Genomic DNA, 23,319 nt, shown 5'->3' on the forward strand with positions numbered 1-23,319 from the left:
CCAGGCCGGGCAGCACCGCCTCGACCAGGCCGCGGACCCCGCCCACGGCCTGCGCCGCCGAGAACTCGTCGCCGGTGAGGGCGCGCATGCCGCGCGCGGGGGTCTCTGCGGGCTGCGCTGCGGACTGGGCCACGGGCCGCTCCGGGGGCACGTCAGGACGTGCGGGATCGCTCATGGGGGCTATTGTGCCTCGCCCGGCCGGGGCCTCAGCTCGTATCGCGGGTTGAACATGGTGCGCCGCCCGTCGACGTCGCAGACCATGCCCTCGACCCGGATCCGGCGGCCCGGCTCGATGCCCTCGATGGTGCGGCGGCCGAGCCACACGAGGTCCAGCGCCCCGGAGCCGTCGAACAGCTCCGCCTCCAGGGTCGGCACGCCCTCGCGGGGGCGCAGCACGACCGAGCGCAGCACGCCCGCGACCTTGCCCCGGGAGCGGGTGGGCACGGACGTGACCGCCGCACAGCCGACGTTCCTGGAGGCGTCGGCGCGCTCCGCGGTGTCGCTGACCTCCTCGTTCGAGGCCAGCGTCGCCGCGATGCGTGAGGCGATCGCCGAACGGAACCCCATCAGTGGTTCACCTCGTCAGCCGATCTGGGTGATCTCAGGACCCCGCCGCAGCGGGTTGAAGTCCGACATCTGCGGTGCGGCGTCCTGCGGACCGGCCGGCTCCTGCGCCGGCTGTGCACCATCCTTGCGCGCCGACTTCGGCAGCGCCAGGGGCAGCAGGTCGCGCGGCGGGCGCGGGCTCTGGTCCCGCACCACGACGATGTTCGCGAACACGGACTCCAGCGGCTTGGCCGCCTCGGCGTCCAGCGCCGCCCGGCCCGCGAGCACGCCGCGGATGAACCAGCGGGGCCCGTCCACGCCCACGAACCGCGCCGGCCGCTGGCCGGGCTGCCCGTCGGGGCCCGTCACGGGCATGCGCACCAGCAGCTCGCGGCCGAACACGCCGGGCACGTCGTCCACGATGCCGCCCTGCCCGCTCACGGACTGGGCGATCTCGTGCCGGATCTCGTCCCAGATGCCCTCGGTGCGCGGCGCGGCGAACGCCTGGATCTGGAGGTTGGACCCCTCCAGCGCGGCCGTCACCCCGGTGACCTTCTGCGTCTTCTTGTCGATCTCCATGCGGAGCTCGAGCCCGGGCATCACCGGCAGCCAGATGGCGCCGAGGTCGACCCGGGGGCCCATCTCGTCCACCTGGGACCGGTCGAAGGGTCCGTGGGGCCGCTTCTGCTGCTCGGCCTCCACCGACGCCCACTCGACCGAGGCGGGCTCCTCCGCCGTACCTCGTCGGCTGAACAGACCCACAGCCACACTCCTTCGTCGTTCGTCGATTGCTCGCCCCACCCGGGCGCCCGCATTACTGCGCCGGGCGGCGTTATCCGCTCGTTACTTACAGCCTAGACCTGTCCGGCGCCGACCTGGACACGCGTTCAGCGCCCGGCGAAACCGCCGCTGGAGCCGAAGCCGCCGTCGCCCCGGTGCGAACCGGGCAGGGTCTGCGCGGGCACGAACCGCGCGCGCTCGACCTTCTGGATCACGAGCTGCGCCACGCGGTCGCCCCGGACCAGCTTCACGGCCTGCGTCGTGTCGGTGTTGAGCAGCGTGACCTTGATCTCGCCGCGGTAGCCCGCGTCCACGGTGCCCGGCGCGTTCACGATGGTCACGCCGTGCTTGGTCGCGAGGCCCGAGCGGGGGTGCACGAACGCCGCGTAGCCTTCCGGCAGCGCGATCGAGACCCCGGTGGGCACCAGCACCCGCCCCTGCGGCGGGATCTCGACGTCGACCGTGGTCACCAGGTCGGCGCCGGCGTCGCCGGGATGCGCGTAGGCGGGGACGGGAACGTCGTCCAGGAGGCGGATGAGCACGTCGACCGTGCTGCCGTCGTGAGCTGGCTCAGGGGTGGGCACGCCGGAAGAGTACGCCACCTGGGCCCGCGCCGCCGCAAGAGTGCCGGGGCAGTGCCGGGGGCTGGGATGATGTGTCCATGACGGCGACCACCCTCACCTTCCACGAGCGTCTCCTGCCCGGTCCCGGCGGCTGGCTCGGCACGGTCGGTCTGGGGGCCATCGCGGCGATCGCGCTGTGGCCCGTGCACGCGGCCGCGGCGGTCGCCGTCGGGCTGCTGGTGTGTGTCGGGTCGGCGGTCGCCCTGGCCGTCACGTCGCCCGTCGTCGAGGTGTCCGACGGCGTCCTGCGCGCCGGGAGCGCCCGGATCCCGGTCGCGCTGCTGAGCGCGCCCCAGGCCCTGGACGTCGCCGCCATGCGGCACGAGCTGGGCCCCGGCCTGGACGCGCGCGCCTACGTCTGCCTGCGCGCGTGGGCGCGGACCGGGGTGCGGGTCGCGCTCGACGACCCGGCCGACCCCACCCCCTACTGGCTGGTCTCCACGCGCCGCCCGGAGCTGCTGGTCAAGGCCCTGGCCGACTGAGCCGGAGGTGCAGCGCAGGGTGGGGGCCGAGGAACGAGGCACGCGCCTGGAGCGGAGCCGCAGGCTCAGGCGGCAGACAAGCAGAGCCTAGCGTTCCCGGGCCCGGGTACGACGAAGGCTGCCATGCGCCGCATGACAGCCCGGTCGTGTCGTCAGTGCCGAAGGCCTGGTGGATCAGGCGGCGCACTCCGTGCAGATCATCTGGCCGGCCTTCTCGTAGGCCAGCTGGCTGCGGTGGTGCACCAGGAAGCAGCTCGAACACGTGAACTCGTCCGCCTGACGCGGCAGCACCCGTACTGCGAGCTCCTCGCCCGACAGGTCGGCGCCCGGGAGCTCGAAGCCCTCGGCCGCTTCTGTCTCGTCCTCGTCCACAACGCCCGAGGACTTGTCAGAACGACGTGCCTGCAGCTCCTGGATCGAGTCCTGCTCGACATCCTCATCGTTCTTACGCGGGGCGTCGTAGTCAGTTGCCATGTGGTGTTCTCCGTCGGTAGGTGGTCGCGCCGGAAGGGTTCGGGACATCCGGGGTTCGACGCCGCCCCGGCCGGGACACCGCGAGCACCGTCGAACAGCGACCGCAAGCGGGTGTACGCGCAGATAATGCACACGGCCCCGGTTTTGTTCCCGAGTCGGCCCACGGATTGTGCACCATTTCTGTCAGGCGCGCTACATCTACCGGTGTAACCCCGGTCACGTACGCTCTGACCTGCGACAACGGCCCGTTTTCAGCCTTTTGACCCTGGTCAACGGTGACCACTCTTGCACGGGTGTGTCATAAAAAAGATCACCCGCCGACGGTGCCCCCGGCGCCGTCGGCGTCCGCCGCCTCGAGGATCCCGGCGAGCTGCGCCACGAGCTCGCGGGGGCCCGCGACCGTCATCGCGTTCCCCGCGGGCCGGCCCCGCAGGCCGGTCACGACGGCGCCCGCCTCGGTGGCCACGATCACGCCCGCCGCCATGTCCCACGGGTTCAGGCCGCGCTCGTAGTACAGGTCGAGCGAGCCGTCCGCGAGGAGGCACAGGTCGATCGCGGCGGAGCCGAGCCGCCGGATGTCCCGGATCTGCGGCAGCACCTGCGCCAGGACCTGGGCCTGCTCGGCACGGCGCACGGCGTCGTACCCGAAGCCCGTGCCCACCAGGGACGTGCTCAGGGACGCTGGCGCGCCCGACCGGATCGGCGTGCCGTCGCGCGTGGCACCCTCGCCCAGCCCGGCCGACCAGGTCCGCCCGTCGGCGACGCTGTGCACGCACCCGGCCAGCACGGTCCACGACGCGGGCTCCGGCGGACCCGCCACGACCGCCACCGACACGGCCCAGGACGCCACCCCGTACAGGTAGTTCACCGTGCCGTCGATCGGGTCGAGCACCCAGGTCAGCCCGCTGGTGCCGGGCACGTCGTCGCCCTCCTCGCCCAGGATCGCGTCGTCCGGGCGCTCCGCCGCGATCATCTCGCGCAGCAGCTCCTCCGAGGCGCGGTCCATGACCGTGACGGGGTCCACGTCGCTCGACTTGGTCGCGGCGACCTCGACCCGCTCCGGTCTGCCCTCCCGGACGAGGGTCCCGGCCGCCGTCGCGAGGCGGACGGCGAGGTCGCGGAGGGCGGTGACGGTGACGCCGTCGGGCAGCGCGTGCGGTGCGGGTGAGATCACGCGCCCATCCTGCCGCACCCGCCGGCGGGCTACGATCCGGCGGCACACCGACGCGCCTGCGCCGCGCCGCGCCCGCTCGGTGGCAGGCTCGGCACACAGGACTACCCCGGGAGGACTGGCATGGACGAGCTGGAGCTGGTGAGGCTGCACGAGGACGGTGAACGCCTCGTCCTCGCCGCACGCGACGGCACCCAGAGCACCCTGCCGATCACCGACGCCCTGCGCGCAGCCCTCCGGGGCGACCGCCCGCGCATGGAGTCGATCCGCGCCCAGGAGGAGTCCACCCTGCGTCCGCGCGAGATCCAGGCGCGCCTGCGCGCGGGCGAGACCTGCGAGGCCCTCGCCGAGGCCTCGGGCCTGCCCGTGGAGCACGTGCGGCGCTTCGAGTACCCCGTCATCTCCGAGCGCGAGCACGCGATCTCCCGTGTACGCGCCAAGGCCGTGCTGAACGACGACGACACGGCCACCACGCTCGGGGAGGTCGCCGACGAGCGCCTGCGCTCGCGCGGCGTGCGGCCCGACGACGCGCGATGGACCGCCACCCGGGAGGGCACGCACCCCTGGATCGTGCAGGTCGAGTTCACCGCGGGCGAGCGGCCGCGGGAGGGCCGCTGGTCGCTGGAGCCGCGCGGCGGCTTCGTCACGGCGCTCGACGACGAGGCCCGCTGGCTCGGCCTCCCCGAGGACGACGAGGGCCCGGCGCTGGCCGGCGTCGCCACCCTGCCGCCGCAGCGGCTCGGCCAGCGCGGCTCCCGGCCGGCCCCGCCCGAGCCCGACGACACGGACCTGCTCCTGGACAACCTCTCCGAGCGCCGGGGCCAGCGGCCCTCGCGGCGTTCCGCGCCCGACGTCGGGCCGCCCGACCTGCTGGAGCTCGACCACCTGGACGGCGGGCCCGCCGGTCCGGGCTCGGCGGCGAGCCCGGACGAGCCCGACGAGTCCGCGCCGGAGCCGGCCGCGGCCGTCGTCGACATCGGCGCGCGGCGGGGCGGGTCGCGCCCCCGGATGCCGTCCGTCAAGGTGCCGGACTCCCCCGCCGACCTGGAGTGGGAGGGGCCGAGCCAGTGGGAGATCCCGGGGCCCGTGCCGGCCACGCCCCCGCCGTCGGACCAGGAGGCGAAGCCGGAGCCCGAGCCCGCCCCGGTCCCGGAGCCGGCGAACGTGCCGGACAAGGAGCCGGCAGCCGCCAAGCGGCCCGCGCCCAAGCGCGGCCGCAAGTCGCGCGCGCAGGTGCCGAGCTGGGACGAGATCGTGTTCGGCTCGCGCCCGGAGGTCTAGGCGGGCCGTCCAGCCCCGGGGCCTAGCCCCAGAGGGACTCGTCCGCCGAGCGGCGGCGCGCGGTGAGCGCCGTCATGCGGCGCATGTGGTGGCGGCGGCACAGCACCTCGTAGGCGACCTCGGCGAGGCCGACGTCGCCGATCACCACCTGCTGCCCCTCGGTGACCATGATCCCGTCCACGGTGCGCGCGTTGTGCGTGGCGCGCGCGCCGCACCAGCACAGCGACTGCACCTGGAGCAGCTCGACGCGGTCGGCGAGCTCGATGAGGCGCGCCGAGCCGGGGAAGAGCCGGGTGCGGAAGTCGGTGGTGATGCCGAAGGCGAAGATGTCGATCTCCGTCTCGTCCACCAGCCGGGCGAGCTGCTCCACCTGCGCGGGCGAGTAGAACTGCGCCTCGTCGCACACCAGGTAGTCGACGGCCTCGCCGCCGGCGCGGCGGCCGCTGATCTCGACCCAGAAGTCGGTGTCGTCGGTCACCTCGACGGCCGCGACCTCCAGACCCAGCCGGCTGGAGACCCGGTCCGCGCCCGCCCGGTCGCCCCGGCTGAAGATGAGCCCCTCGCGCCCGCGGGCGCGGAAGTTGTGGTCGGTCTGCAGGGCGAGGGTGGACTTGCCGGAGTCCATGGTCCCGGAGAAGAAGACGAGCTGGGCCACGAGAGCTTCCTAGGAGAGGGCGGTCAGGAACGGCACGAGCATCTCGTGCGGCGTGAGGGAGCCGTGCACGCCGGGCAGCGCCCGCGCGTTCGCGGAGTGCACCCGGGAGTCGACGACGGTGGCGGCGCCGGTCATCGCCACCACGACGTCCCCGATCGCGGGCAGCACGTGCTCGGCGACCGGGCCGAACCAGCCGCCGGCCACGGCCTGCTCCCGCAGCACTACCAGGGCGTGGTCGCCCAGCCGCTCGGTCCACCGGGCCGCGACGTCGGCCGGGTCGGTGCCGGGCTCGGTGTAGACGTGCAGGGCGCGCGGCTCGCCGCCCACCATGGCGACGCCGGGGTACAGCGCGGGGTCGGTCGCGACGTCCCACTGGGTGGCCAGGTCGGCCGTGATCTGGCCGTGGTCGGCCGTGACCAGCACGAGGGTGCCGCGCGGCACGCTGCGCAGCAGGCGGCGCAGCTCCCGGTCGGTGGCCTCCAGCGCGTCGCCCCACTGCCAGGAGTCCCAGCCGAAGCCGTGGCCGGTCTTGTCGACGTCGCCCTGGTACAGGTACACGAGGCTCTGCCCGGTGCCCGCCGGGTCGGCCGGCCGGCGCAGCGCCGCGACGGTGGCGTCCACGCGCTGCTCGAACGTCTCGGCGGCCACGTGCACGGGGCCGCGCAGCGCGGCCTGGCTCATGCCGGAGCCCGCGAACTTCCGCGGGCCGGGGGCCACCACCCGGGTACCCGCAGCGGCGAGCGTCTCCAGGACCGTGGGCTCGCGCTGCACGTCGGCGGGGTCGCCGAGGTCGCGCCACTGCACCACCGCGGCCAGCTTCCCGGTCTCGGGGTTGCGCTGCGTGTAGCCGAGCATGCCCGTGCGGCCCGGGGCGGTGCCCGTCCCGAGGATGCTCAGGCCCGCGGCCGTCGTCGACGGGAAGCTGGAGGTGAGCGTGGCGGCGGCCTCGTCCCGCTCGCGCAGGAGGCCGCGCAGGAACGACGCGTGGCCCCCGCGCTCGGCGAGGTTGCGGATGCCGAGCCCGTCCACCAGCACGACGACGACGCGGTCGGCGTCGGGCAGGCCGAGGGCCGCGCGGCTGCCGGCCGCGGTCAGGCCCGTGGCCGTGGTGAGGTCGTGGCCCAGCGCGCCCGCGGCGGCGGGCAGCACGGCGGCGAGGCTGGTCGTGTCGTAGGACGGCACGACCAGGCCCTCGGGCAGGTGCGGAGCGCTCACGCAGACGTGGCCCGGGACAGCGCCCGGGCGAAGTCGACGGCCGCGCGGACGGCGGCGTCGCCCTCGGCCTCGCCGGAGACGCGGACCACCACGTCGTCGGGCGTCACCTGGCCGGTCAGGCCGTGGTCGGCCGTGCAGTTCGGGTCCACGCAGGAGGCCGGCTCCAGGTCGACGCGGGAGACCGCGCCCCAGCCCACGGCCAGCGTGACCTCGCGCGTGGCCCCGCTCTGCGGGTACTGCGCCGGGTCCGCGATCACGTGGGTGAGCGCCACGGAGCGGATCTCGCGCACCGGCACCACCTCGGTGGTGGCGGACGCCGAGCCGGACCGGGCCGGGTCCTCCCCCGTGTGGTCGTCGACGTGCGCGGTGACCAGGCGGGTCGGGGTCAGCACCAGCACCGTGAGGTGGCGGCGCACCTCCGAGTCGAAGGTGGTCTCGGCCTGCACGAGGTGGGCCACCACCTCCTCGCCGGCCAGGGCCACGTCGAGCACGTCCGCGACGAGCTCCGGGTAGTAGCCGGCCCGGTGCAGGTGGGCGGTCAGGTCGTCACGGGCATCGGTAGGGGCATGGGGCACGAGGGGAATCATCCCATGAGAGGGGCTCCCGCCGTTAGCCCGGCAGCGCCCTGCGCAGGGCGTCCGTGCGGCGTTCGGCGGGGCGCAGCCGGATCGTGGCGTGCAGCACGGAGGCGCCGCGCTCCGCGACGGCCACCGGGTACAGCTCCACGGACGCGAGCTCGGGCAGGTCCTCGGCCATGACCGAGACGCGGGCCAGCACGTCCTCCAGCGCGGCGACGTCGGCGGCGGGCGCGCCCTGGTACCCGAACAGGCGCGGCGCCGCGCGCACGCCGCGCACCATCCGGGCCACGTCGACGTCGGTCAGCGGTGGCACGCCATGGGTCACGTCGTCGAGCAGGTCGACGGCGTCGCCCGCCAGCCCGAACGAGACCACGGGCCCGAACAGCTCGTCCTCCACCGACCGCACCACGCACGCCACGCCCGTGGGCGCCATGGCCTGCACCTCCAGCACCGGGTCGGGCGCCGGCAGCAGGGCGGACGCCGCGGCGAGCATGCGCTCGGCGTCCTCCGTCAGGTCCTCGGCGTCGGCGATGTCGAGGCGCACGCCGCCCAGGTCGGCGCGGTGCCGCAGCGCGGGCGAGGCGATCTTGAGCGCGACGGGCCAGCCCAGCTCCTGCGCGGCGGCCACCGCCTCCTGCGGCGTCCGCACGCTCCGGGAGCCCCACAGGCTCAGCCCGTAGCAGGCGAGCAGCTCGGTCGCCGCCTCCTGGTCCAGGACCGTGCCGTCGGGGTGCTGGCTCAGCAGCGACTCGACGAGGGTGCGCGCCTGGGTGCGGGCCACGCCGTCGGACACGCCCTCCCGCAGGGCCGGGCGGACCGGGGCGCCGTGGTCCTGCGTGCGCCACCGGGCGTAGCGCACCACCTCCCCGAGGGCCCAGACGGCGTCCTCGGGCGTGGAGAAGGCGGGCAGGCGGACCTCGCGCCCGTCGTGGCTCGCCGCGAGCTCGTCGGGCATGCCGTGCAGGCCCAGCGCGCTGACGACGGTGGTGCGGCCCGTGCGGGCGGCGGCCTCGGCCACGGCGCGGGCCATCGCCTCGGTGCGCGGCAGCACCACGGGCACGGAGACCAGGACGACGGCGTCGCACGCGTCCGGCGCGTAGAGGGCGTCGACGGCGGCGGCGATCTCGTCGTCGGGCGCCCCCGCCGACAGCGACTCCGGCGGGCCGACGACGGTCAGGCCCGCCGCCGCGACGGCGTCGGCCACGAGCGCGGCGAGCGACGGCGAGCTGGCGAGGATGCCCACCCGGCCGCCCGCCGGGAGCGGCTGGTGCGCCAGCACCTGCGCGACGTCCATGAGCTGGTGCGTGTTCTCCGCGCGGATCACGCCGGACTGCCGCAGCACCTCGTCGAGCATCCGGCGCGGGGCGCGCGTGGCGCGCACGGTGTGCCCGGGCGGCACCACGCTGCCGTGCCGCCCGGCCACGACCACGACCACGGGCTTGACCTGCGCGAGACGGCGGGCGATACGCGAGAACTTGCGGGGGTTGCCGAGCGTCTCCAGGTACAGGCACACGACGTCGGTGTGCGGGTCGTCCTGCCAGTACTGCATGACGTCGTTGCCCGACACGTCGGCCCGGTGCCCCGCGGAGACCAGCGTGGACAGGCCCAGGCCGCGCCGCTTGACCGTCTCGGCCGCCGTGACGGCGGTCGGGGCGCTCTGGCTGAACAGGCCCACGCGCCCGGGGCGCGGGGCCGTGAGGGCCAGGCTCGCGCGCAGGCGCGCGCCCGGCACGTTGGTGAGCAGGCCGTAGCTCGCCGGGCCCACCACGCGCATCCCCTCGCCGTGCGCGGTACGCAGCAGCTCGCGGCGCCGGGCCACGCCGGCCGGCCCGGCCTCGGCCCAGCCCGCCGACATGACGACGACGCCGCGGGCGCCCGTGCCGCGCAGCCGGCGGACGGCGTCGATCACCTCGTCGGGCGGGGCGGCGACGACGGCGAGGTCGACTGTGTTGTTGCTGTCGGGGGCGAGGTCCGCCCAGGTCACGTCGTCGCCGAGCACGAGGAGCTCGGTGTCACCGGGGTCGGCGGCGTGGGCCTCGCGGACGCGGACGACGAGCAGCTCGTCGATCGTCGTGTCGTCGGCGGACTGGCCGGTGCCCGCGGGGCCGACCAGGAGCACCCGCCGTGCCGAGAGCAGGCCCTGCATGGAGCGGGCCTCGGTGCGGTGCTCGCGGTCGGCCATCACCTCACGCGACCGGTCCGTGGGGTCGAGGTCGACCGAGACGGTCACCACGCCGTCGTCCAGGTGCTGCTCGACGTCGTAGCCGGCCTCGCGGAACACGCCCAGCATCGCGCGGTTCTGGGGCAGCACCTCGGCGATGAACCGGTGCACGCCCCGCTCGCGCGCCGCCGCGGCGATGTGCTCCAGCAGGACCGAGCCGAGGCCCTGGCCCTGGAGCGCGTCCGCGATGTTGAACGCGACCTCGGCGGTGCGGCGCCCCGGCTGGTCGTCGGTCACGTCGTAGCGCGTGACTCCGACGATGTCCTCGCGGCTCGCGCCGTCGTCGTCCGTACCCGGCCGGACGGCGACGAGGGCGGCCCGGCGCACGTGGTCCACCGTGACGAGCTGGGTGAGGAGGCGCTCCGGAATGCGCTGCAGCGCGGCGAAGAAGCGCAGGTACGTGGAGCGCTCGGACTGGGCCATCTGGAAGCGCTGGAGCGCGGCGGCGTCCTCGGGCCGGATGGGGCGCACGTGCACGGTCGAGCCGTCGCGCAGCACCACGTCGGCCTCCCACTCGACGGGGTAGCCGGTCGCGTAGGGCGAGCGCACCGTGCCCACCTTCCGGTCGGCCCGTTCTGGCTGGTCCACGGGACAAGGCTAACGACCCCGCCGGGGGTGCCGCCGCTCGCGGCCCGGTGGGGCGTCAGCCCGCCGGTCAGCCCACCAGGACCATGCCCACGAGCAGCATCACGGCGAAGCCCACGAGCACGAGGCGCTGGCGCCGGTTGGGGCCGGACGCCGTCAGGATCGCCGCCACTGCCGGACCCGCCGCGAGCAGGAGCCACGCGCCGGCCGACGGCGCCACGTTCGCGGCGACGGCGGCGACCGCGACGACCACCAGGCCGTGCACGACGCCGAGCCCGACCCGCATGGCGACCACGATGTGCAGCACCGCCGCGAGGATCGCGAGACCTGCCCACATGGTGATGCCCTGCTCCAGGCAGCCCCACTCCTGCTGGGCGCAGCGCCACGACTGCATCCACCACGTGACCAGGGCGCCGAGCACCAGGACGGGCACCACGCTGAGCCCGACCACGCCGTAGGCGAGGCCGATCCGGGCCAGCCAGCCCGGGACGGTCGTCGACCTGCTGACCAGCGGCAATTCGGGCATACCTGAATACTGCCAGGTGGGACGAGGTCTGTGCACACGGCTCGGCGATGACCTGGTGAGACGTCCGTGAAAGCCTCCTGTGCGCGGGGGCGTGTGCGCGGCGGGGAGTGTGGGTGGCGCGAGGTACGGTTTGCCTGTCCCCGTCCAGCCCCAGAGCCCAGGAGCCCCACGAACCATGGCGCGCAAGCCGTCGCAGCCGCTCGACGAGAGCGAGATCCACGAGAAGGTCGTGGACATCGACGTCGCCTCGGAGATGGAGGCCTCGTTCCTCGAGTACGCCTACTCCGTCATCTACTCGCGGGCGCTCCCCGATGCGCGCGACGGCCTCAAGCCGGTGCAGCGCCGCATCCTGTACATGATGTCGGACATGGGGCTGCGGCCCGACCGCGCGCACGTGAAGTCGTCGCGCGTGGTGGGCGAGGTCATGGGAAAGCTGCACCCCCACGGTGACGCCCCGATCTACGACGCGCTCGTGCGCCTGGCGCAGGACTTCTCGCTGCGCCTGCCGCTCGTGGACGGGCACGGCAACTTCGGCTCGCTCGACGACGGCCCCGCCGCCCCCCGGTACACCGAGGCGCGGCTCGCGGCGCCGTCGATGGCGATGACCACGGGACTCGACGAGAACGTCGTGGACTTCGTGCCGAACTACGACAACAAGCTCACCCAGCCCGAGGTGCTGCCCGCCGCGATCCCGAACCTGCTGGTCAACGGTGCCTCCGGCATCGCCGTCGGCATGGCCACGAACATGGCGCCGCACAACCTCGTCGAGGTCGTCTCGGCGGCGCAGCACCTGATCAAGAACCCCGAGGCCACGCTGGAGGACCTGCAGCGGTTCGTGCCCGGGCCGGACCTGCCCACGGGCGGCAAGATCGTCGGGCTGGAGGGCGTGCGCGACGGCTACCGCACGGGCCGCGGCAGCTTCCGCACCCGCGCCACCGCGCGCATCGAGAACGTGACCCCGCGCCGCAAGGGCATCGTCGTCACCGAGCTGCCGTACCTGGTGGGCCCGGAGAAGGTGATCGAGAAGATCGCCGACGGAGTCAAGGCCAAGCGCATCCAGGGCGTGAACAACGTCCAGGACCTCACCGACCGTACGCACGGCCTGCGCCTCGTGATCGAGGTCAAGACCGGCTTCGACCCGGACGCCGTGCTGGAGCAGCTCTACCGCGTCACGCCGCTCGAGGACTCGTTCGGCATCAACAACGTGGCCCTGGTCGACGGCCAGCCGCGCACGCTCGGCCTGCTCGAGATGCTGCGGGTCTGGGTGAACCACCGGATCCTGGTGGTCCGGCGCCGGTCGCAGTACCGCCTGGACAAGCGCCTGGAGCGGCTGCACCTCGTGGACGGCCTGCTCATCGCGATCGTCGATATCGACGAGGTCATCCAGGTCATCCGCTCGTCGGACGACGCCGCCATCGCCCGCGACCGGCTGCGCGAGATCTTCGACCTGTCCGAGCCGCAGGCGTCCTACATCCTCGACCTGCAGCTGCGCCGCCTGACCAAGTTCTCCCGCATCGAGCTGGAGAAGGAGGCCGAGGAGCTGCGCCGCGAGATCGCGGAGCTGGAGCAGATCCTCGGCGACGAGAAGCTGCTGCGCCGCCTCGTGAGCACCGAGATGGGCGAGGTGGCCAAGACGTACGGCACGCCGCGCCGCACCGTGCTGCTCGACGCCGCGGGCGGGTCCGTCGGCTCGGTGGCCGTGGCCCCCGCCAACGGGCGCAAGAAGAACGTCGAGCCGATCGACCTGCAGATCAAGGACCAGCCCACCCGCGTGGTGCTGTCCGCGACCGGCCTGCTGGCCCGCCTCCCCGACGACGTCCCGGTGCCGCGCGAGGGCAACCGCGCCGCGCACGACGCCCTGCGGGGCGACGCCGCGGCGTCCACCCGCGGCCACGTGGGCCTGGTGACGTCCGCCGGCCGGATGCTGCGCATCTCCGTGCTCGACCTGCCCTCACTGCCGCCGACGGACGGCGCGCCCTCGCTGTCGGGCGGCATCCCGGTCAGCGAACTCGTGGAGCTCGAGCGCGGCGAGAGCGTGCTGGCCGTGACGGGGCTCGGCGCCGACGCGCCGACCGTCGCCGTCGGGACGGCGCAGGGCATCGTCAAGCGGGTCGCGCCGTCCGACGCCCCGGCCAAGGGCGACGAGTGGCCCGTCATCGCGCTCAAGGACGGCGACGTCGTGGTCGGTGCCGCCGTCGTGGCCGACGACGACGAGCTGGTCTTCGTGGCCGACGACACCTCGCTGCTGCACTTCCCCGCCTCGTCCGTGCGCCCGCAGGGCCGCGCGGCGGGCGGTATGGCGGGCATCAAGCTCGCCGAGGACGGGAAGGCCGTGTTCTTCGGCGCGGTCCCGGCCGGGGTCGACGCGACCGTGGTGACGATCGCCGGCGCCGGTGACGCGCTGCCGGGGATCGAACCGGGCGCGGGCAAGGTGACGCCGTTCGCGCTGTACCCGGGCAAGGGCCGGGCGACCGGCGGCGTCCGGTCGCAGCGGCTCCTGAAGGGTGAGGACGGCCTCATCCTGGCCTGGGTCGGCGCCACTCCCCCGCGCGCGCTCGGCACCGGCGGCCAGCCCGTCGACCTGCCCGAGGTGGACCAGCGCCGGGACGGCTCCGGGACACCGATCGCGGTGCCGGTCGCGGTCATCGGGTGATCTCGGGAAAGTAGTCGAGTGGGAGGTGTCGATTCCGGCGCGGCTCGCCCGTCCAAGGCGTGTCAACATCCCACGAACGAGGAGCACGTCATGACCGACACCTGGGTCTTCCTGATCCGCGAGAACGACTGGGACTCGGACGCCTACCTCCCGGAGAACCTGCGCGGGCGCAACCGCCAGGAGCTCTCCGAGGACATGGCCGCCCACGAGCGCTTCAGCGAGGCCGTGGCCGCCCTGGGCGTGAAGATCACCGGCGGCGACGCCCTGCAGAACGCGAGGTACGGCGGGTTCGTCGCCGTCGGCAAGGACGGCGGCGAACCCGTGTACACCGACGCGCCGTTCACCGACACCAACGAGGTGATCACCGGCTTCTACCAGGTCGAGTGCGACGAGGCCACGGCCCGCAAGATCGCGGCGCTCGTCCCGAGCGGCAACGTGGTCGAGTGGCGCAAGGTCATGCAGTTCGGTTCCTGACCGACGGCTCCTGACCGGTGATCGACCCCGCGGCGTTCCGCACCGCCTGGCCCCAGGTGGTGCGGTCGCTCGCGGTGACCACACGCAGCCTGGACCACGGCGAGGAGTACGCCGCCGAGGCCTTCGCGCGCGCCGCGGCGCAGCCCGACGGCGCGATCGACGACCTGGTGGGCTGGTGCGTGCAGGTCGGCCGGCGCACCTGGCTCGACGCGCTGCGCCACCAGGGCGTGTTCGACCGGATCCAGCCCCAGCTCGCTCGCCCGGAGGTGGCCGACGTGAACACGCCGCACGCCCCGGGCGACGAGCTGGACGACCGCCTCGCGCTGCTGTTCGTCGCCTGCGACGACGCGCTCGCGCCCGGCGCGCAGCTCGTGCTGGCGATGCGTGTGGTCTGCGGGCTCACGATCCGGCAGATCGCGGGGCACCTCGGCATCGCGGAGGCGACCGCGGCCGCCCGGCTCACCCGCGCCAAGTCGGCGCTGGCCCGGGCGCGCGGCGAGTTCGCCGTGCCCGACGGTCCCGCGCGGGCGGTCCGGCTGCCCGTGGTGCTCGCCTGTGTGGCCGGCCTGTTCACCGTGGGCCAGCGGGAAGAGCTGGAGCCCGCGGACGCGACGCGGGATCCCGCGCGCGACGCGCTGACGCTCGCGGAGGCCCTGGTCGCGGAGTACCCGGACGACGCCGAGGTGCTCGGGCTGCGCGCGGTCTGCCTGCTCGGCCTGGCCCGCCGACCCGGCCGGGTGCGCGACGGCGTGGCGCTCCCCCTCGACGAGGTGGACCGGTCGGCGTGGGACCGGCGGCTGCTGCGCGCCGGGCTCGACGACGCCGCGACCGCGCTCACGTGGTCGACGGCCCCCGAGGCCCCCGAGTCACCCGGCCGCTTCGTGCTGGAGGCCGCGATCTCCGGCGTGCACGCCACGGCGCCGGACGCCGCCGGCACGGACTGGCCGCGGCTGGCCCAGCTCTACGACGCGCTGGCGGACACCTGGCCGTCCCCGGCGACACGGGTCGCCCGGCTGGTGGTGCTCGGCCGGCTCGCGCTGCGCGACGGCGGCGACCTCGCCCCGGTCGAGCGCGCGCTCGAGGCTGTGGTTGCGGACGGCCCGCCGTACGCCGCCCGCGATGCGAGCCTCACGCTCGCCGACCTCGCCCGCCGGACCGGCCGCACCGACGAGGCGGAAGGCCGGTACCGCGAGCTGCTCGACGTGGTGCCCGAGGGCCCGCTGCGCGAGTTCTGCCGCCGGTACGCGGGGTGACGCGACTCAGAACGGCGGCTGGCCAGGGCCGGCCGGGCCCGAAGGGCCGGCGGACTCGGTCGGCGTCCCACCGGACTCGGCCGTAGCGTTCCGGCGCGGCAGTCGTCGGCCAGTCACGGACCGCCGTGTGAGGTCGTCGCTCGAGTCGGGGTCGACGTCATCGAACTCCACATGGGTGTCCAGCACCGTCGGTGGGCGCGTGTGTACGCGGCCTGAGGGCGAGGTCCAGGTCGTCATGCCGCTGTCGGCGTCCCGTACGGCACCCCATCCTTCGTGCGTCTTCAACAGGTGATGCCGTCGGCACAGGGGTTGCAGGTTGTCGGCGCGGGTCTGCCCTGGTGTGCCGAGCGGCAGCACCGAGGGGTCGAGATCATGGTCGAAGCGCACGATGTGGTCCAGGTCGTCCCGGTCCGCAGGATGCTCGCAGTGCGGAAACGCGCAGGTCAGATCGCGGGCGACCACCGCTTGTCGAAGCACCTTCCCGGGCTGATAGCTCGTGGTGGAGTAGTCGACCAGGACCCCGGTCACCGGGTCGGTCACCAGGCGCCGCCAGGTCGCATCGGTCGCCAGCAGCCGGGCCGTCTCCGCCGGGATCGGTCCAAACCCCTCCAGGTCGCCGGGCGCGTCATCCAGGCCCAGCAGCACGGTCGCCGGGACCGTGACCCGCACGACCGGCCGGGTCGGGGTGACTCGCACGACCCGGACCGGCGCGCGACCGCCGCACTCGCACTCGTGCGCGCCGTGGGCAGAGCCGTTGGAACCATCCACACCCGCCCCGGCTCCGGCACCCGGACCGCCTGCCTCACCGATCTTCGCGAACCGGTCGGCGGGCACGAGGCGGCCGGTCACGATGCCGGTCAGGCAGTCGGCGCGCAGCTGACCCAGGTCGCGCTCCTCACCCGCGGTCCGCCGGATCTGGTGCGCCATGTCGTCGACGACGTTCCACACCGCCATGGCGTCGGCGGCCGGCAGGTACGCGGACAGCCAGCCCATGTCGTTCTCCGCCCGGTCGAGCTGGACGTTGCGGCGCTGCGCGGCGATCCGAGCCGTCTCGGCGGATCCGTGCCGCGACTTCTCGAACGCCAGAAGCTTCGACCGCAGCCACCGCCACGTGCGAAACGGGGCCTGCGGCAGGTACCGCGCGATCGCCTCGGCACGCTCGTCCGTGGTGAGCTGCGTGGCGGACCGCAGCAGCGTGTGCGCCTTCTTCACGTCGATCTGACCGGCGGTCAGCGCAGTGATCACCGTGGGATGGTCGGCACCGGACTCACCCCGCACCACGACCTCCGAGGCCTCCGCCCCGGTGACCACCAGCTCACCCGTCACCTGCGCGACCAGGGAGCTGTGCGCCAGCGGGCTCGTCTCCCTGCTCGCCCGCTCGCCCACCACCCGGGCCTGCAGCCCGGCGGCCCAGGACTGCAGCCGCCCGCACGCGACCACCAGGTCACCCAGCGCGTCATCCGGCAGGTCAGGCAGCAGACCCGCCTCCGAGTCGGTGACCTCCTCGACCACCCGCGCCAGCTCCGCGCCCACCGTGCCTGCCAGCGCGGCCCGGAGCCGGTCGACCGACCAGGCCGAGGACGCGACCGACACAGCGTCGGGCGGCCAGGCCGGCAGGCCTTCCCCCACGACCGTGTCCCCCACGACCGGCTCCGGAGAGACCTCGTCCTCCAGGAGCGCGCGGCCCATCGTTCTGTACTTCCGCCCGTCATCCATGCCACCACCCCCTTGATCCACACCATATCCATACGCCTCAAAGCTCAGGACGTTTGTTCGACAGTGGCCGTCGGCTCATTCGCCCGCCCGGCCTTCTGCCGGCCGCGTAAGAACCTGCGCAGTGCGTCGCCACCGCGTATCACGAGCGCGTCGGCCGACCGGCAGCGTCCCGAACCCGAAAACCCCTCAGCCGATGTCGGTGTCCAGTGGTTGACTCCAGCACATGACCGACGACCCGTCCTACGAGTTCTCCACCGACCCCGCCCGCATCGACGCCAGCCGCGTGCACGAGCTCGTCTCCCGGCACACCTATTGGGCGAAGGACCGCCCGCGCGAGGTGATGGACGCCGCCATCGCGGGCTCCCGGCCCTACGGCGTCTACCGGCGGGACACGGGCGAGCAGGTCGGGTTCGCCCGCGTGGTGACCGACGGCGCGACGTTCGCATGGCTCGCCGACGTCATCGTCGACCCGGACCTGCGCGGGCAGGGCATCGGAAAGCTGCTGGTCGCGGGCGTGATCGCCGAGCTCGACCAGATCGGCGGACTGCGCCGGACGATCCTCGCGACGGCCGACGCCCACGGGCTGTACGAGCAGTTCGGGTGGACGCCGGTCACCGAAGAGTACAAATGGATGGAACGCCCCGGCAGCGCCGCGGGGGCGCCGGCACGTCAACCGGGAGCAGCCACATGAGCCTGTCCGTCGAGATCGGTGACCTCACGCGCGTCGAGGCCGACGCCGTCATCAACGCCGCCAACTCCCTGCTCCTGGGCGGCGGCGGGGTCGACGGCGCGATCCACGCCGCCGCCGGCCCCCGCCTCCTGGAGGCCTGCCGGCGGCTCCGGAGCACGACGCACCGCGACGGCCTGGCCGTCGGCGACGCCGTCGCCACCCCCGGGTTCGACCTGCCCGCGTCCTGGGTGATCCACACGGTCGGGCCGAACCTGCACCGCGGCCAGGACGATCCGGCCCTGCTCGCGTCGTGCTTCGCGCGGTCGCTCGACGTCGCCGCCGAGCTCGACCTGCGATCGGTCGCGTTCCCCGCGGTGAGCGCGGGCGCCTACGGCTGGCCCGTGTCCGACGTCGCGCGCATCGCCGTGGTGACCTCCCGGAACTGGCTCGCCGAGCACTCCGAGGCGGACCTGCAGGACGTGCGGTTCGTCGTGGTCGACGAACGTGTCCAGCGGGCGTTCGACGACGTGATCAGCTCGTGAGCAGCTTGCGCAGCTCCTCCGGCGTCGTCGCGATCGCCGCCGCGCCCGCCGTCTCCAGCTCCCCGGGCGCGGCGTAGCCCCAGGTCACGCCCACGGTCGGGACGCCGTGGTGGGCGGCGGCGTGCACGTCGTGCTCGCGGTCGCCCACCATCACGACCTGCGCGACGTCGGCCCCGAGGGCCACCGCGTGCGCCACCGCCCGCTCCACCACGACCTCCTTGCCCTGCACCAGGCCGGCCGACTCCGCGGCGGCGCCGTGCACACCGTCGAGCCCGCCCTCGAGGTAGCCGTCCAGCCCGAAGTGCTCCACGATCTGGCGCGCGTAGTGCTCGGGCTTGGCCGTGGCGACCAGGAGCGTCAGCCCGGCCTCCCGGACCTCGGCGAGCGCCTCCGGCATGCCGGGGATCACCGAGTTGTCGAACATGCCGTGCACCTCGAAGTCGCTGCGGTAGGCGGCGATCACGGCGGTGGCGTCTACGTCGGACAGGCCGATGCCGGTCATGCTCGCCCCCAGGGGCGGGCCGACGAAGGTGCGCAGCACGTCGTCGGAGGGGACGTCGAAGCCCGCGTTGGTGAAGCCCGTGCGCAGCGAGGCGATGATGCCGGGCGCCGAGTCGGTGAGGGTGCCGTCGAGGTCGAGCAGGACGTGCGTGGTGCGGGAGGGGAGCGAGAGAGTCACGGCACGAGCGTCGCACAGGTTCAGTGGTGCCCCTCGTGCGCGTCCGCGCCCGGCACGTACCGGGGCCCCGTCCCGGAGGCGGGCGCGGCCCCGTCGTCGTGGCCGGCCCCAGCCCCGTCATGCCCGGCCCCGTCGTGCCCGTTCCCGTGCTGCTCCGGCACCGTCCCTGGTTCCTGCCCCGGTTCGACGACGACGAACTGCCCCATCATCCCCTCGTCCTCGTGCAGCAGCATGTGGCAGTGGAACATGTAGGGCACGTCCGGGTCGGTGTAGTCGTCGAACCGCATGAGCAGCCGGTAGGTGCGCTGCGGCTCCAGGTACACGGTGTCCTTGGGCCCGGCGAGCTCCGGGGGCGGCGGGTCGCCGTCGACGGACAGGACGCGGAACTGGACGTCGTGCACGTGGAAGCTGTGCGGCATCGGCACGATGCTGCGCACCTCCCACACCTCGGTGTCGCCGACGGTGGCGGCCGCGTCGATCCGGGCCATGTCCATGGTCCGGCCGTTGATGTGCCGGTCGTCGAGCTCGAAGGTGCGCGTTACGGCGGCGTCGGACTCCCGCAGCGCGTCCTCGCCGGCATGGGCGGACGGCGTCCAGGCGGGCTCGGGCGACGGCGCGAGCCGGTCCGCGGCCCGCAGCTCCAGCACGTCGAACGCGTCGTTGCCGCCCATCGCGAAGGGGACGACGACGCCGCCCAGGTCGGCCTCGAACGAATGGAGGCGCGTGGTCTCCCCCGGCGCCATCCGGACGACGACCTCGGCGCGCTCGCCGGGCGCGAGCCGCACCTGTTCCAGCCGGACCGGCGCGTCGAGCAGCCCGCCGTCGGTCGCGACCAGGTCCATCTCGCGGTCCGGGAAGCCGAGCTGGTAGGTGCGCGCGGTCGACCCGTTGAGCAGCCGCAGGCGCACCCGCTCCGTGGTCACCTGGTGGTAGGCGCCCGCCGTGCCGTTGGCCAGGACGATCCCGCCGAGCGTCCCGGGCTCGCTGCCGTTGTCCTCCAGCTCGAGCTGGCCGTCGTCGTCGAGGATCTTGTCCTGCACGATCACCGGCACGTCGTCGACGCCGTACTCCTGGGGCAGGTCGGCGCCGCGGGACGCGTCGTCGTCCAGGAGGAACAGGCCCGCCAGGCCGCGGTAGACGTGCTTCTCCGTGGCGCCGTGCGGGTGCGGGTGGTACCAGAGGGTGGCGGCGGGCTGGTCGATCCGCCAGGTCGGGCGCCACGTGGCGCCCGGCTCGACCGCCTGGTGCGGCCCGCCGTCCATGGCGGCGGGCAGGTGCATGCCGTGCCAGTGCACGCTGGTCGGCTCGGCGAGCTCGTTGGTGACGTCGACGGCGACGGGTTCGCCGCGCTCGGCGCGCAGGGTCGGCCCCAGGTAGGAGCCGTCGAAGCCCCAGGTGCGGGTCTCGACCCCGGGCAGGAACTCAGCGGTGCCCTCCTGCGCCGTCAGGGAGAAGACGCGGGTGCCGTCCACGACGCGCGACGGCGCCAGGGGCGGGATCGCGAGCTCGTTCGTGAACTCCACGTCGTCCACCGGGGTGACCGAGCCGGGGACCAAGGCGCAGCCTGCGAGCGCGAGCAGCAGCGCCACCGTGCCGGCGGCCACGGACCCGGCCACGCGGGCAGGCCCGACGCGCCTCGTCCGCCGGCTCATCGCGCACCCCCGCGCAGCCGCTGCACACAAGCGGCGACGAGGCCGGCGACCGAGCCCCACATCGTGTCGAAGGCCAGGGCCGGGATCAGGGTCCACGCCGGGCCGCCGCCCGGGCCGAAGCCGGAGAGCACCGGGACGAGCGTGCCGATCAGGGCGGCGACCAGGCCGTAGGCCAGGCCGGTCAGGGCCAGGGTGAGCACGGGGCGGGGCACGCGGCCCAGCCCGACGACGCCGATCCAGACGGCGGCGGTGAGGCCGATGATGGTCAGCGCCCGGGGTGCGCCGGTGCCGAGCGCGCCCGTCAGGCCGGTGAGCGGCCAGAGCAGGGCCAGCGCGGACAGGCCCGCGACGAGGGTCCAGGAGACGGCGGCGGGACGGGCAGCGGGAGGACCGGCAGGGCGGTCGGGAAGGTGTGGTGAGGTCATACCCCGACGGTGCCCGCCGGGGCCAGGGTGCCACATCGGCCCGGGATCGTCTCCTGGTGTCGCCTGGAGGCGACTCGAACCCTGGACCCAGGTCTGATGCCTCAGGGTCGGGCCGTCCGTAGGGTGACGGTGTGCCCGAGCAGAGCGAGGTCCCACCGACCGCCGACCCACGCGTCACCGTCGACCCACGCGTGACCGACGTGGCCCTGGCGATCGCGATGGCGCTGGTGGTCGCGGTCGTCATCGCCGCGGATCCCGACGCGGCGGGGCGCACGGGGCCGGGGGCGTACCTGTTCGCGGTGGGTTTCGGGGCGCTGGTCCTGCTGCGACGCCGGATGCCGCGCACGATGGTGGTCCTCACCGTGCTGGGCGTCTTCGCCTACTACACGTTCAAGTTCGCGCCGATCGGCATGGCGCTGCCCGCGGTCGCGGCGCTGTACTCGGCGGCAGAGATGCGCCGGACGGGCTGGGCGGTCGGCGGCGGCGCCGTGCTCGTGGCCGTCGCGACCTACTACCGGGTGACGGGCACCGAGGAGGAGTACCTGACGCCGTACGACCTGGTCACCAACCTCGCGCTGGTCGCGGCGGCGATCGCGCTGGGTGTCGCGGTGCGCCTCTCGCGGGAGGCGCGCGTGCACGAGGCGCACGAGGCCGAGCAGCGGCTGCAGGCGGAGCGGCTGCGCATCGCGCGGGACCTGCACGACGTCGTGGGGCACAACCTCTCCGTGATCGCCCTGCACTCCGGCGTCGCCGCGGAGGCGGTGGGGCGCGACGACGACGCCGCCCGGGGCGCGCTGCACCACGTCCGGGAGGCGACGTCGGGCACGCTGCGCGAGCTGCGCTCGACGGTGCGGGTGCTGCGCGCGCCGGTGGGCGCGGCATCCCTGGGACCGCCGGACCGCGGGCCGACGGCGGCGGACACCGGTTCGCCGGAGGTCACGCCTACCGGCCTGGGCGGCGTCGACGCGCTCGCGGCGTCGGCCCGCGCCACCGGCCTGTCGGTCGAGGTGACGCTGGATGTGCCGCCCGGCACCCTCGACGGCGCGATCGACGCCGCCGCCTACCGGATTGTCCAGGAGTCCCTGACCAACGTGCTGCGGCACGCCGCGGCCGAGCGCGTGACCGTGTCCGCGCGGGTCGACGGCGGCCGCCTCGCCCTGCGGGTGTCCGACGACGGCCGGGGTGCCGGTCCGGGCCTCGTCGCCGGGTCCGGGATCTCCGGGATGCGTGAGCGGGTCGCCCTGCTGGGTGGCACCCTGACCACGGGCGAGGCCCCGGGCGGCGGCTTCGTCGTGGCCGCCGACCTGCCCCTGCGCCTGGAAGGCTGAGTCCCATGATCCGGATCGTGCTGGTGGACGACCAGGAGCTCGTGCGCGCGGGCCTGCGGGCCCTCGCGGAGAGCGACGGCGACATCACGGTGGTCGGCGAGGCCGCAGACGGGCTGGCAGGGGTCTCGCGGGTGCGGGAGCTGCGCCCCGACGTGGTGCTGATGGACATCCGGATGCCCCGGCTGGACGGCCTGGCCGCGACGCGGGAGATCGTCGCGGACCCCGCGCTGGCGGGCACCCGGGTGCTGGTCCTGACCACGTTCGACGAGGACGAGCACGTGTTCGAGGCCGTCCGGTCGGGCGCGGCCGGCTACCTGCTCAAGGACGTGGCCCCGGCCGAGCTGCGCCGGGCCGTCCGCGTGGTCGCGGCGGGCGACGCGCTGCTGGACCCGGCCGTGACCGCCACGGTGCTGCGCGCCGTCGCCGCCGGGCCGGCGCCCCGGACCGGCGCCGACGACCGCCTGTCCACGCTCACCGAGCGCGAGCGCGAGGTGCTGCAGCAGCTCGGCCGCGGGCTGACGAACGACGAGATCGCCGCCGAGCTCTACCTCAGCCCGGCCACCGCCCGCACGTACGTGAGCCGGCTGCTCGCCAAGCTCGGCGCGCGCGACCGGGCCGCCCTGGTGATCCTCGCGTACGAGACGGGCCTGGTCAGGGCACCGGCAACACCGATCAGGCCGTCGCGTACCTCGCGAGCTCCCCGGCCGCTTTGGCCGCCGACGAACCGCGATGAAAACACCGCCGCGGCCGCTGCGGCTCGACGGCAGCGGCCGGACCGACCGCGCGATGG

Annotated in this window: 22 protein-coding genes and 1 pseudogene; 9 read left to right on the top strand and 14 right to left on the bottom strand. The window is 74.5% G+C overall.

Annotated features, from left to right (window positions below; genetic code table 11):
* Positions 1 to 180: 180 nt before the first annotated feature.
* The 3 genes from ACFWEJ_RS12760 to dut all read right to left on the bottom strand — a co-directional run bounded on the left by ACFWEJ_RS12760 (position 181) and on the right by dut (position 1,910).
* Positions 181 to 567: an OB-fold nucleic acid binding domain-containing protein gene (locus ACFWEJ_RS12760; RefSeq protein WP_377229574.1), complete on the bottom strand. Its 387-nt coding sequence runs from the start codon at positions 565 to 567 to the stop codon at positions 181 to 183.
* Between the two features lie 15 nt (positions 568 to 582).
* On the bottom strand, positions 583 to 1,308 hold the full coding sequence (locus ACFWEJ_RS12765; RefSeq protein ID WP_377229575.1) for a DUF3710 domain-containing protein: 726 nt from the start codon (positions 1,306 to 1,308) through the stop codon (positions 583 to 585).
* A gap of 125 nt (positions 1,309 to 1,433) precedes the next feature.
* Complete coding sequence (dut, locus tag ACFWEJ_RS12770; RefSeq protein ID WP_377229576.1) at positions 1,434 to 1,910, bottom strand: dUTP diphosphatase; 477 nt, start codon at positions 1,908 to 1,910, stop codon at positions 1,434 to 1,436.
* Between the two features lie 77 nt (positions 1,911 to 1,987).
* Here dut and ACFWEJ_RS12775 point away from each other — a divergent pair, with 77 nt between their 5' ends.
* Entirely contained in the window at positions 1,988 to 2,431 is a 444-nt protein-coding gene (locus ACFWEJ_RS12775; protein ID WP_377229577.1) for a DUF3093 domain-containing protein, read from the top strand.
* 174 nt (positions 2,432 to 2,605) lie between these two features.
* On the opposite strand, the gene ACFWEJ_RS12780 is transcribed toward ACFWEJ_RS12775, so the two are convergent.
* Both ACFWEJ_RS12780 and ACFWEJ_RS12785 read right to left on the bottom strand, forming a co-directional pair.
* Positions 2,606 to 2,905 carry a DUF4193 domain-containing protein gene (locus ACFWEJ_RS12780; RefSeq protein WP_020014531.1) on the bottom strand — a complete coding sequence of 100 codons (300 nt, stop codon included), beginning with the start codon at positions 2,903 to 2,905 and terminating at the stop codon, positions 2,606 to 2,608.
* A 310-nt stretch (positions 2,906 to 3,215) separates the two neighbouring features.
* A complete protein-coding gene (locus tag ACFWEJ_RS12785) occupies positions 3,216 to 4,079 on the bottom strand; it encodes an inositol monophosphatase family protein (RefSeq protein ID WP_377229578.1) in 864 nt (287 codons plus the stop codon).
* 120 nt (positions 4,080 to 4,199) lie between these two features.
* Here ACFWEJ_RS12785 and sepH point away from each other — a divergent pair, with 120 nt between their 5' ends.
* The gene (gene sepH, locus ACFWEJ_RS12790; RefSeq protein ID WP_377229579.1) at positions 4,200 to 5,357 is read left to right on the top strand and encodes a septation protein SepH; all 1,158 of its coding nucleotides are present in this window, start codon (positions 4,200 to 4,202) and stop codon (positions 5,355 to 5,357) included.
* 22 nt (positions 5,358 to 5,379) lie between these two features.
* On the opposite strand, the gene ACFWEJ_RS12795 is transcribed toward sepH, so the two are convergent.
* From ACFWEJ_RS12795 to ACFWEJ_RS12815, 5 genes are all read right to left on the bottom strand, one after another.
* Positions 5,380 to 6,012: a thymidine kinase gene (locus ACFWEJ_RS12795; protein WP_377229580.1), complete on the bottom strand. Its 633-nt coding sequence runs from the start codon at positions 6,010 to 6,012 to the stop codon at positions 5,380 to 5,382.
* A 9-nt stretch (positions 6,013 to 6,021) separates the two neighbouring features.
* Positions 6,022 to 7,227, bottom strand: a complete 1,206-nt coding sequence (locus ACFWEJ_RS12800; protein ID WP_377229581.1) for an alkaline phosphatase family protein — start codon at positions 7,225 to 7,227, stop codon at positions 6,022 to 6,024.
* A complete protein-coding gene (locus ACFWEJ_RS12805; protein ID WP_377229582.1) occupies positions 7,224 to 7,802 on the bottom strand; it encodes a DUF5998 family protein in 579 nt (192 codons plus the stop codon). The genes ACFWEJ_RS12800 and ACFWEJ_RS12805 overlap by 4 nt, the downstream gene beginning before the upstream one ends.
* A 34-nt stretch (positions 7,803 to 7,836) precedes the next feature.
* Positions 7,837 to 10,614 carry a GNAT family N-acetyltransferase gene (locus ACFWEJ_RS12810; protein WP_377229583.1) on the bottom strand — a complete coding sequence of 926 codons (2,778 nt, stop codon included), beginning with the start codon at positions 10,612 to 10,614 and terminating at the stop codon, positions 7,837 to 7,839.
* Positions 10,615 to 10,681: 67 nt separating this feature from the next.
* On the bottom strand, positions 10,682 to 11,137 hold the full coding sequence (locus ACFWEJ_RS12815; protein WP_377229584.1) for a hypothetical protein: 456 nt from the start codon (positions 11,135 to 11,137) through the stop codon (positions 10,682 to 10,684).
* A gap of 175 nt (positions 11,138 to 11,312) precedes the next feature.
* On the opposite strand from ACFWEJ_RS12815, the gene ACFWEJ_RS12820 reads away from it, so the two are divergent.
* The 3 genes from ACFWEJ_RS12820 (at position 11,313) to ACFWEJ_RS12830 (ending at position 15,517) form a co-directional block, all read left to right on the top strand.
* A complete protein-coding gene (locus ACFWEJ_RS12820; protein WP_377229585.1) occupies positions 11,313 to 13,790 on the top strand; it encodes a DNA topoisomerase (ATP-hydrolyzing) subunit A in 2,478 nt (825 codons plus the stop codon).
* A 90-nt stretch (positions 13,791 to 13,880) separates the two neighbouring features.
* Positions 13,881 to 14,264 carry a YciI family protein gene (locus ACFWEJ_RS12825; RefSeq protein WP_377229586.1) on the top strand — a complete coding sequence of 128 codons (384 nt, stop codon included), beginning with the start codon at positions 13,881 to 13,883 and terminating at the stop codon, positions 14,262 to 14,264.
* A 17-nt stretch (positions 14,265 to 14,281) separates the two neighbouring features.
* Entirely contained in the window at positions 14,282 to 15,517 is a 1,236-nt protein-coding gene (locus tag ACFWEJ_RS12830; RefSeq protein ID WP_377229587.1) for a DUF6596 domain-containing protein, read from the top strand.
* Between the two features lie 6 nt (positions 15,518 to 15,523).
* On the opposite strand, the gene ACFWEJ_RS12835 is transcribed toward ACFWEJ_RS12830, so the two are convergent.
* Positions 15,524 to 17,233 carry an HNH endonuclease gene (locus ACFWEJ_RS12835; RefSeq protein WP_377229588.1) on the bottom strand — a complete coding sequence of 570 codons (1,710 nt, stop codon included), beginning with the start codon at positions 17,231 to 17,233 and terminating at the stop codon, positions 15,524 to 15,526.
* 223 nt (positions 17,234 to 17,456) lie between these two features.
* On the opposite strand from ACFWEJ_RS12835, the gene ACFWEJ_RS12840 reads away from it, so the two are divergent.
* The gene (locus tag ACFWEJ_RS12840; protein ID WP_377229589.1) at positions 17,457 to 17,924 is read left to right on the top strand and encodes a GNAT family N-acetyltransferase; all 468 of its coding nucleotides are present in this window, start codon (positions 17,457 to 17,459) and stop codon (positions 17,922 to 17,924) included.
* Positions 17,921 to 18,445 carry an O-acetyl-ADP-ribose deacetylase gene (locus ACFWEJ_RS12845; protein WP_377229590.1) on the top strand — a complete coding sequence of 175 codons (525 nt, stop codon included), beginning with the start codon at positions 17,921 to 17,923 and terminating at the stop codon, positions 18,443 to 18,445. Before ACFWEJ_RS12840 ends, ACFWEJ_RS12845 begins: the two co-directional genes overlap by 4 nt.
* Here the strand turns inward: ACFWEJ_RS12845 and ACFWEJ_RS12850 are convergent.
* The 3 genes from ACFWEJ_RS12850 to ACFWEJ_RS12860 are packed head-to-tail and all read right to left on the bottom strand — an operon-like array spanning position 18,435 to position 21,201.
* Positions 18,435 to 19,124: an HAD hydrolase-like protein gene (locus ACFWEJ_RS12850; RefSeq protein ID WP_377229591.1), complete on the bottom strand. Its 690-nt coding sequence runs from the start codon at positions 19,122 to 19,124 to the stop codon at positions 18,435 to 18,437. The two genes, ACFWEJ_RS12845 and ACFWEJ_RS12850, sit on opposite strands and share 11 nt — an antisense overlap.
* Before the next feature lie 20 nt (positions 19,125 to 19,144).
* A complete protein-coding gene (locus ACFWEJ_RS12855) occupies positions 19,145 to 20,776 on the bottom strand; it encodes a multicopper oxidase family protein (RefSeq protein ID WP_377229592.1) in 1,632 nt (543 codons plus the stop codon).
* The gene (locus ACFWEJ_RS12860; RefSeq protein WP_377229593.1) at positions 20,773 to 21,201 is read right to left on the bottom strand and encodes a hypothetical protein; all 429 of its coding nucleotides are present in this window, start codon (positions 21,199 to 21,201) and stop codon (positions 20,773 to 20,775) included. The genes ACFWEJ_RS12855 and ACFWEJ_RS12860 overlap by 4 nt, the downstream gene beginning before the upstream one ends.
* Positions 21,202 to 21,332: 131 nt before the next feature.
* Between ACFWEJ_RS12860 and ACFWEJ_RS12865 the strand changes: the two genes are divergently transcribed.
* A complete protein-coding gene (locus ACFWEJ_RS12865) occupies positions 21,333 to 22,529 on the top strand; it encodes a sensor histidine kinase (protein ID WP_377229594.1) in 1,197 nt (398 codons plus the stop codon).
* Positions 22,530 to 22,534: 5 nt separating this feature from the next.
* A pseudogene (locus ACFWEJ_RS12870) lies at positions 22,535 to 23,185 on the top strand (response regulator); the annotation flags it as partial.
* Positions 23,186 to 23,319 lie beyond the last annotated feature (134 nt).

Origin of the sequence: Promicromonospora sp. NPDC060204, from assembly GCF_042728455.1 — a bacterium.
Taxonomy (GTDB): domain Bacteria; phylum Actinomycetota; class Actinomycetes; order Actinomycetales; family Cellulomonadaceae; genus Promicromonospora.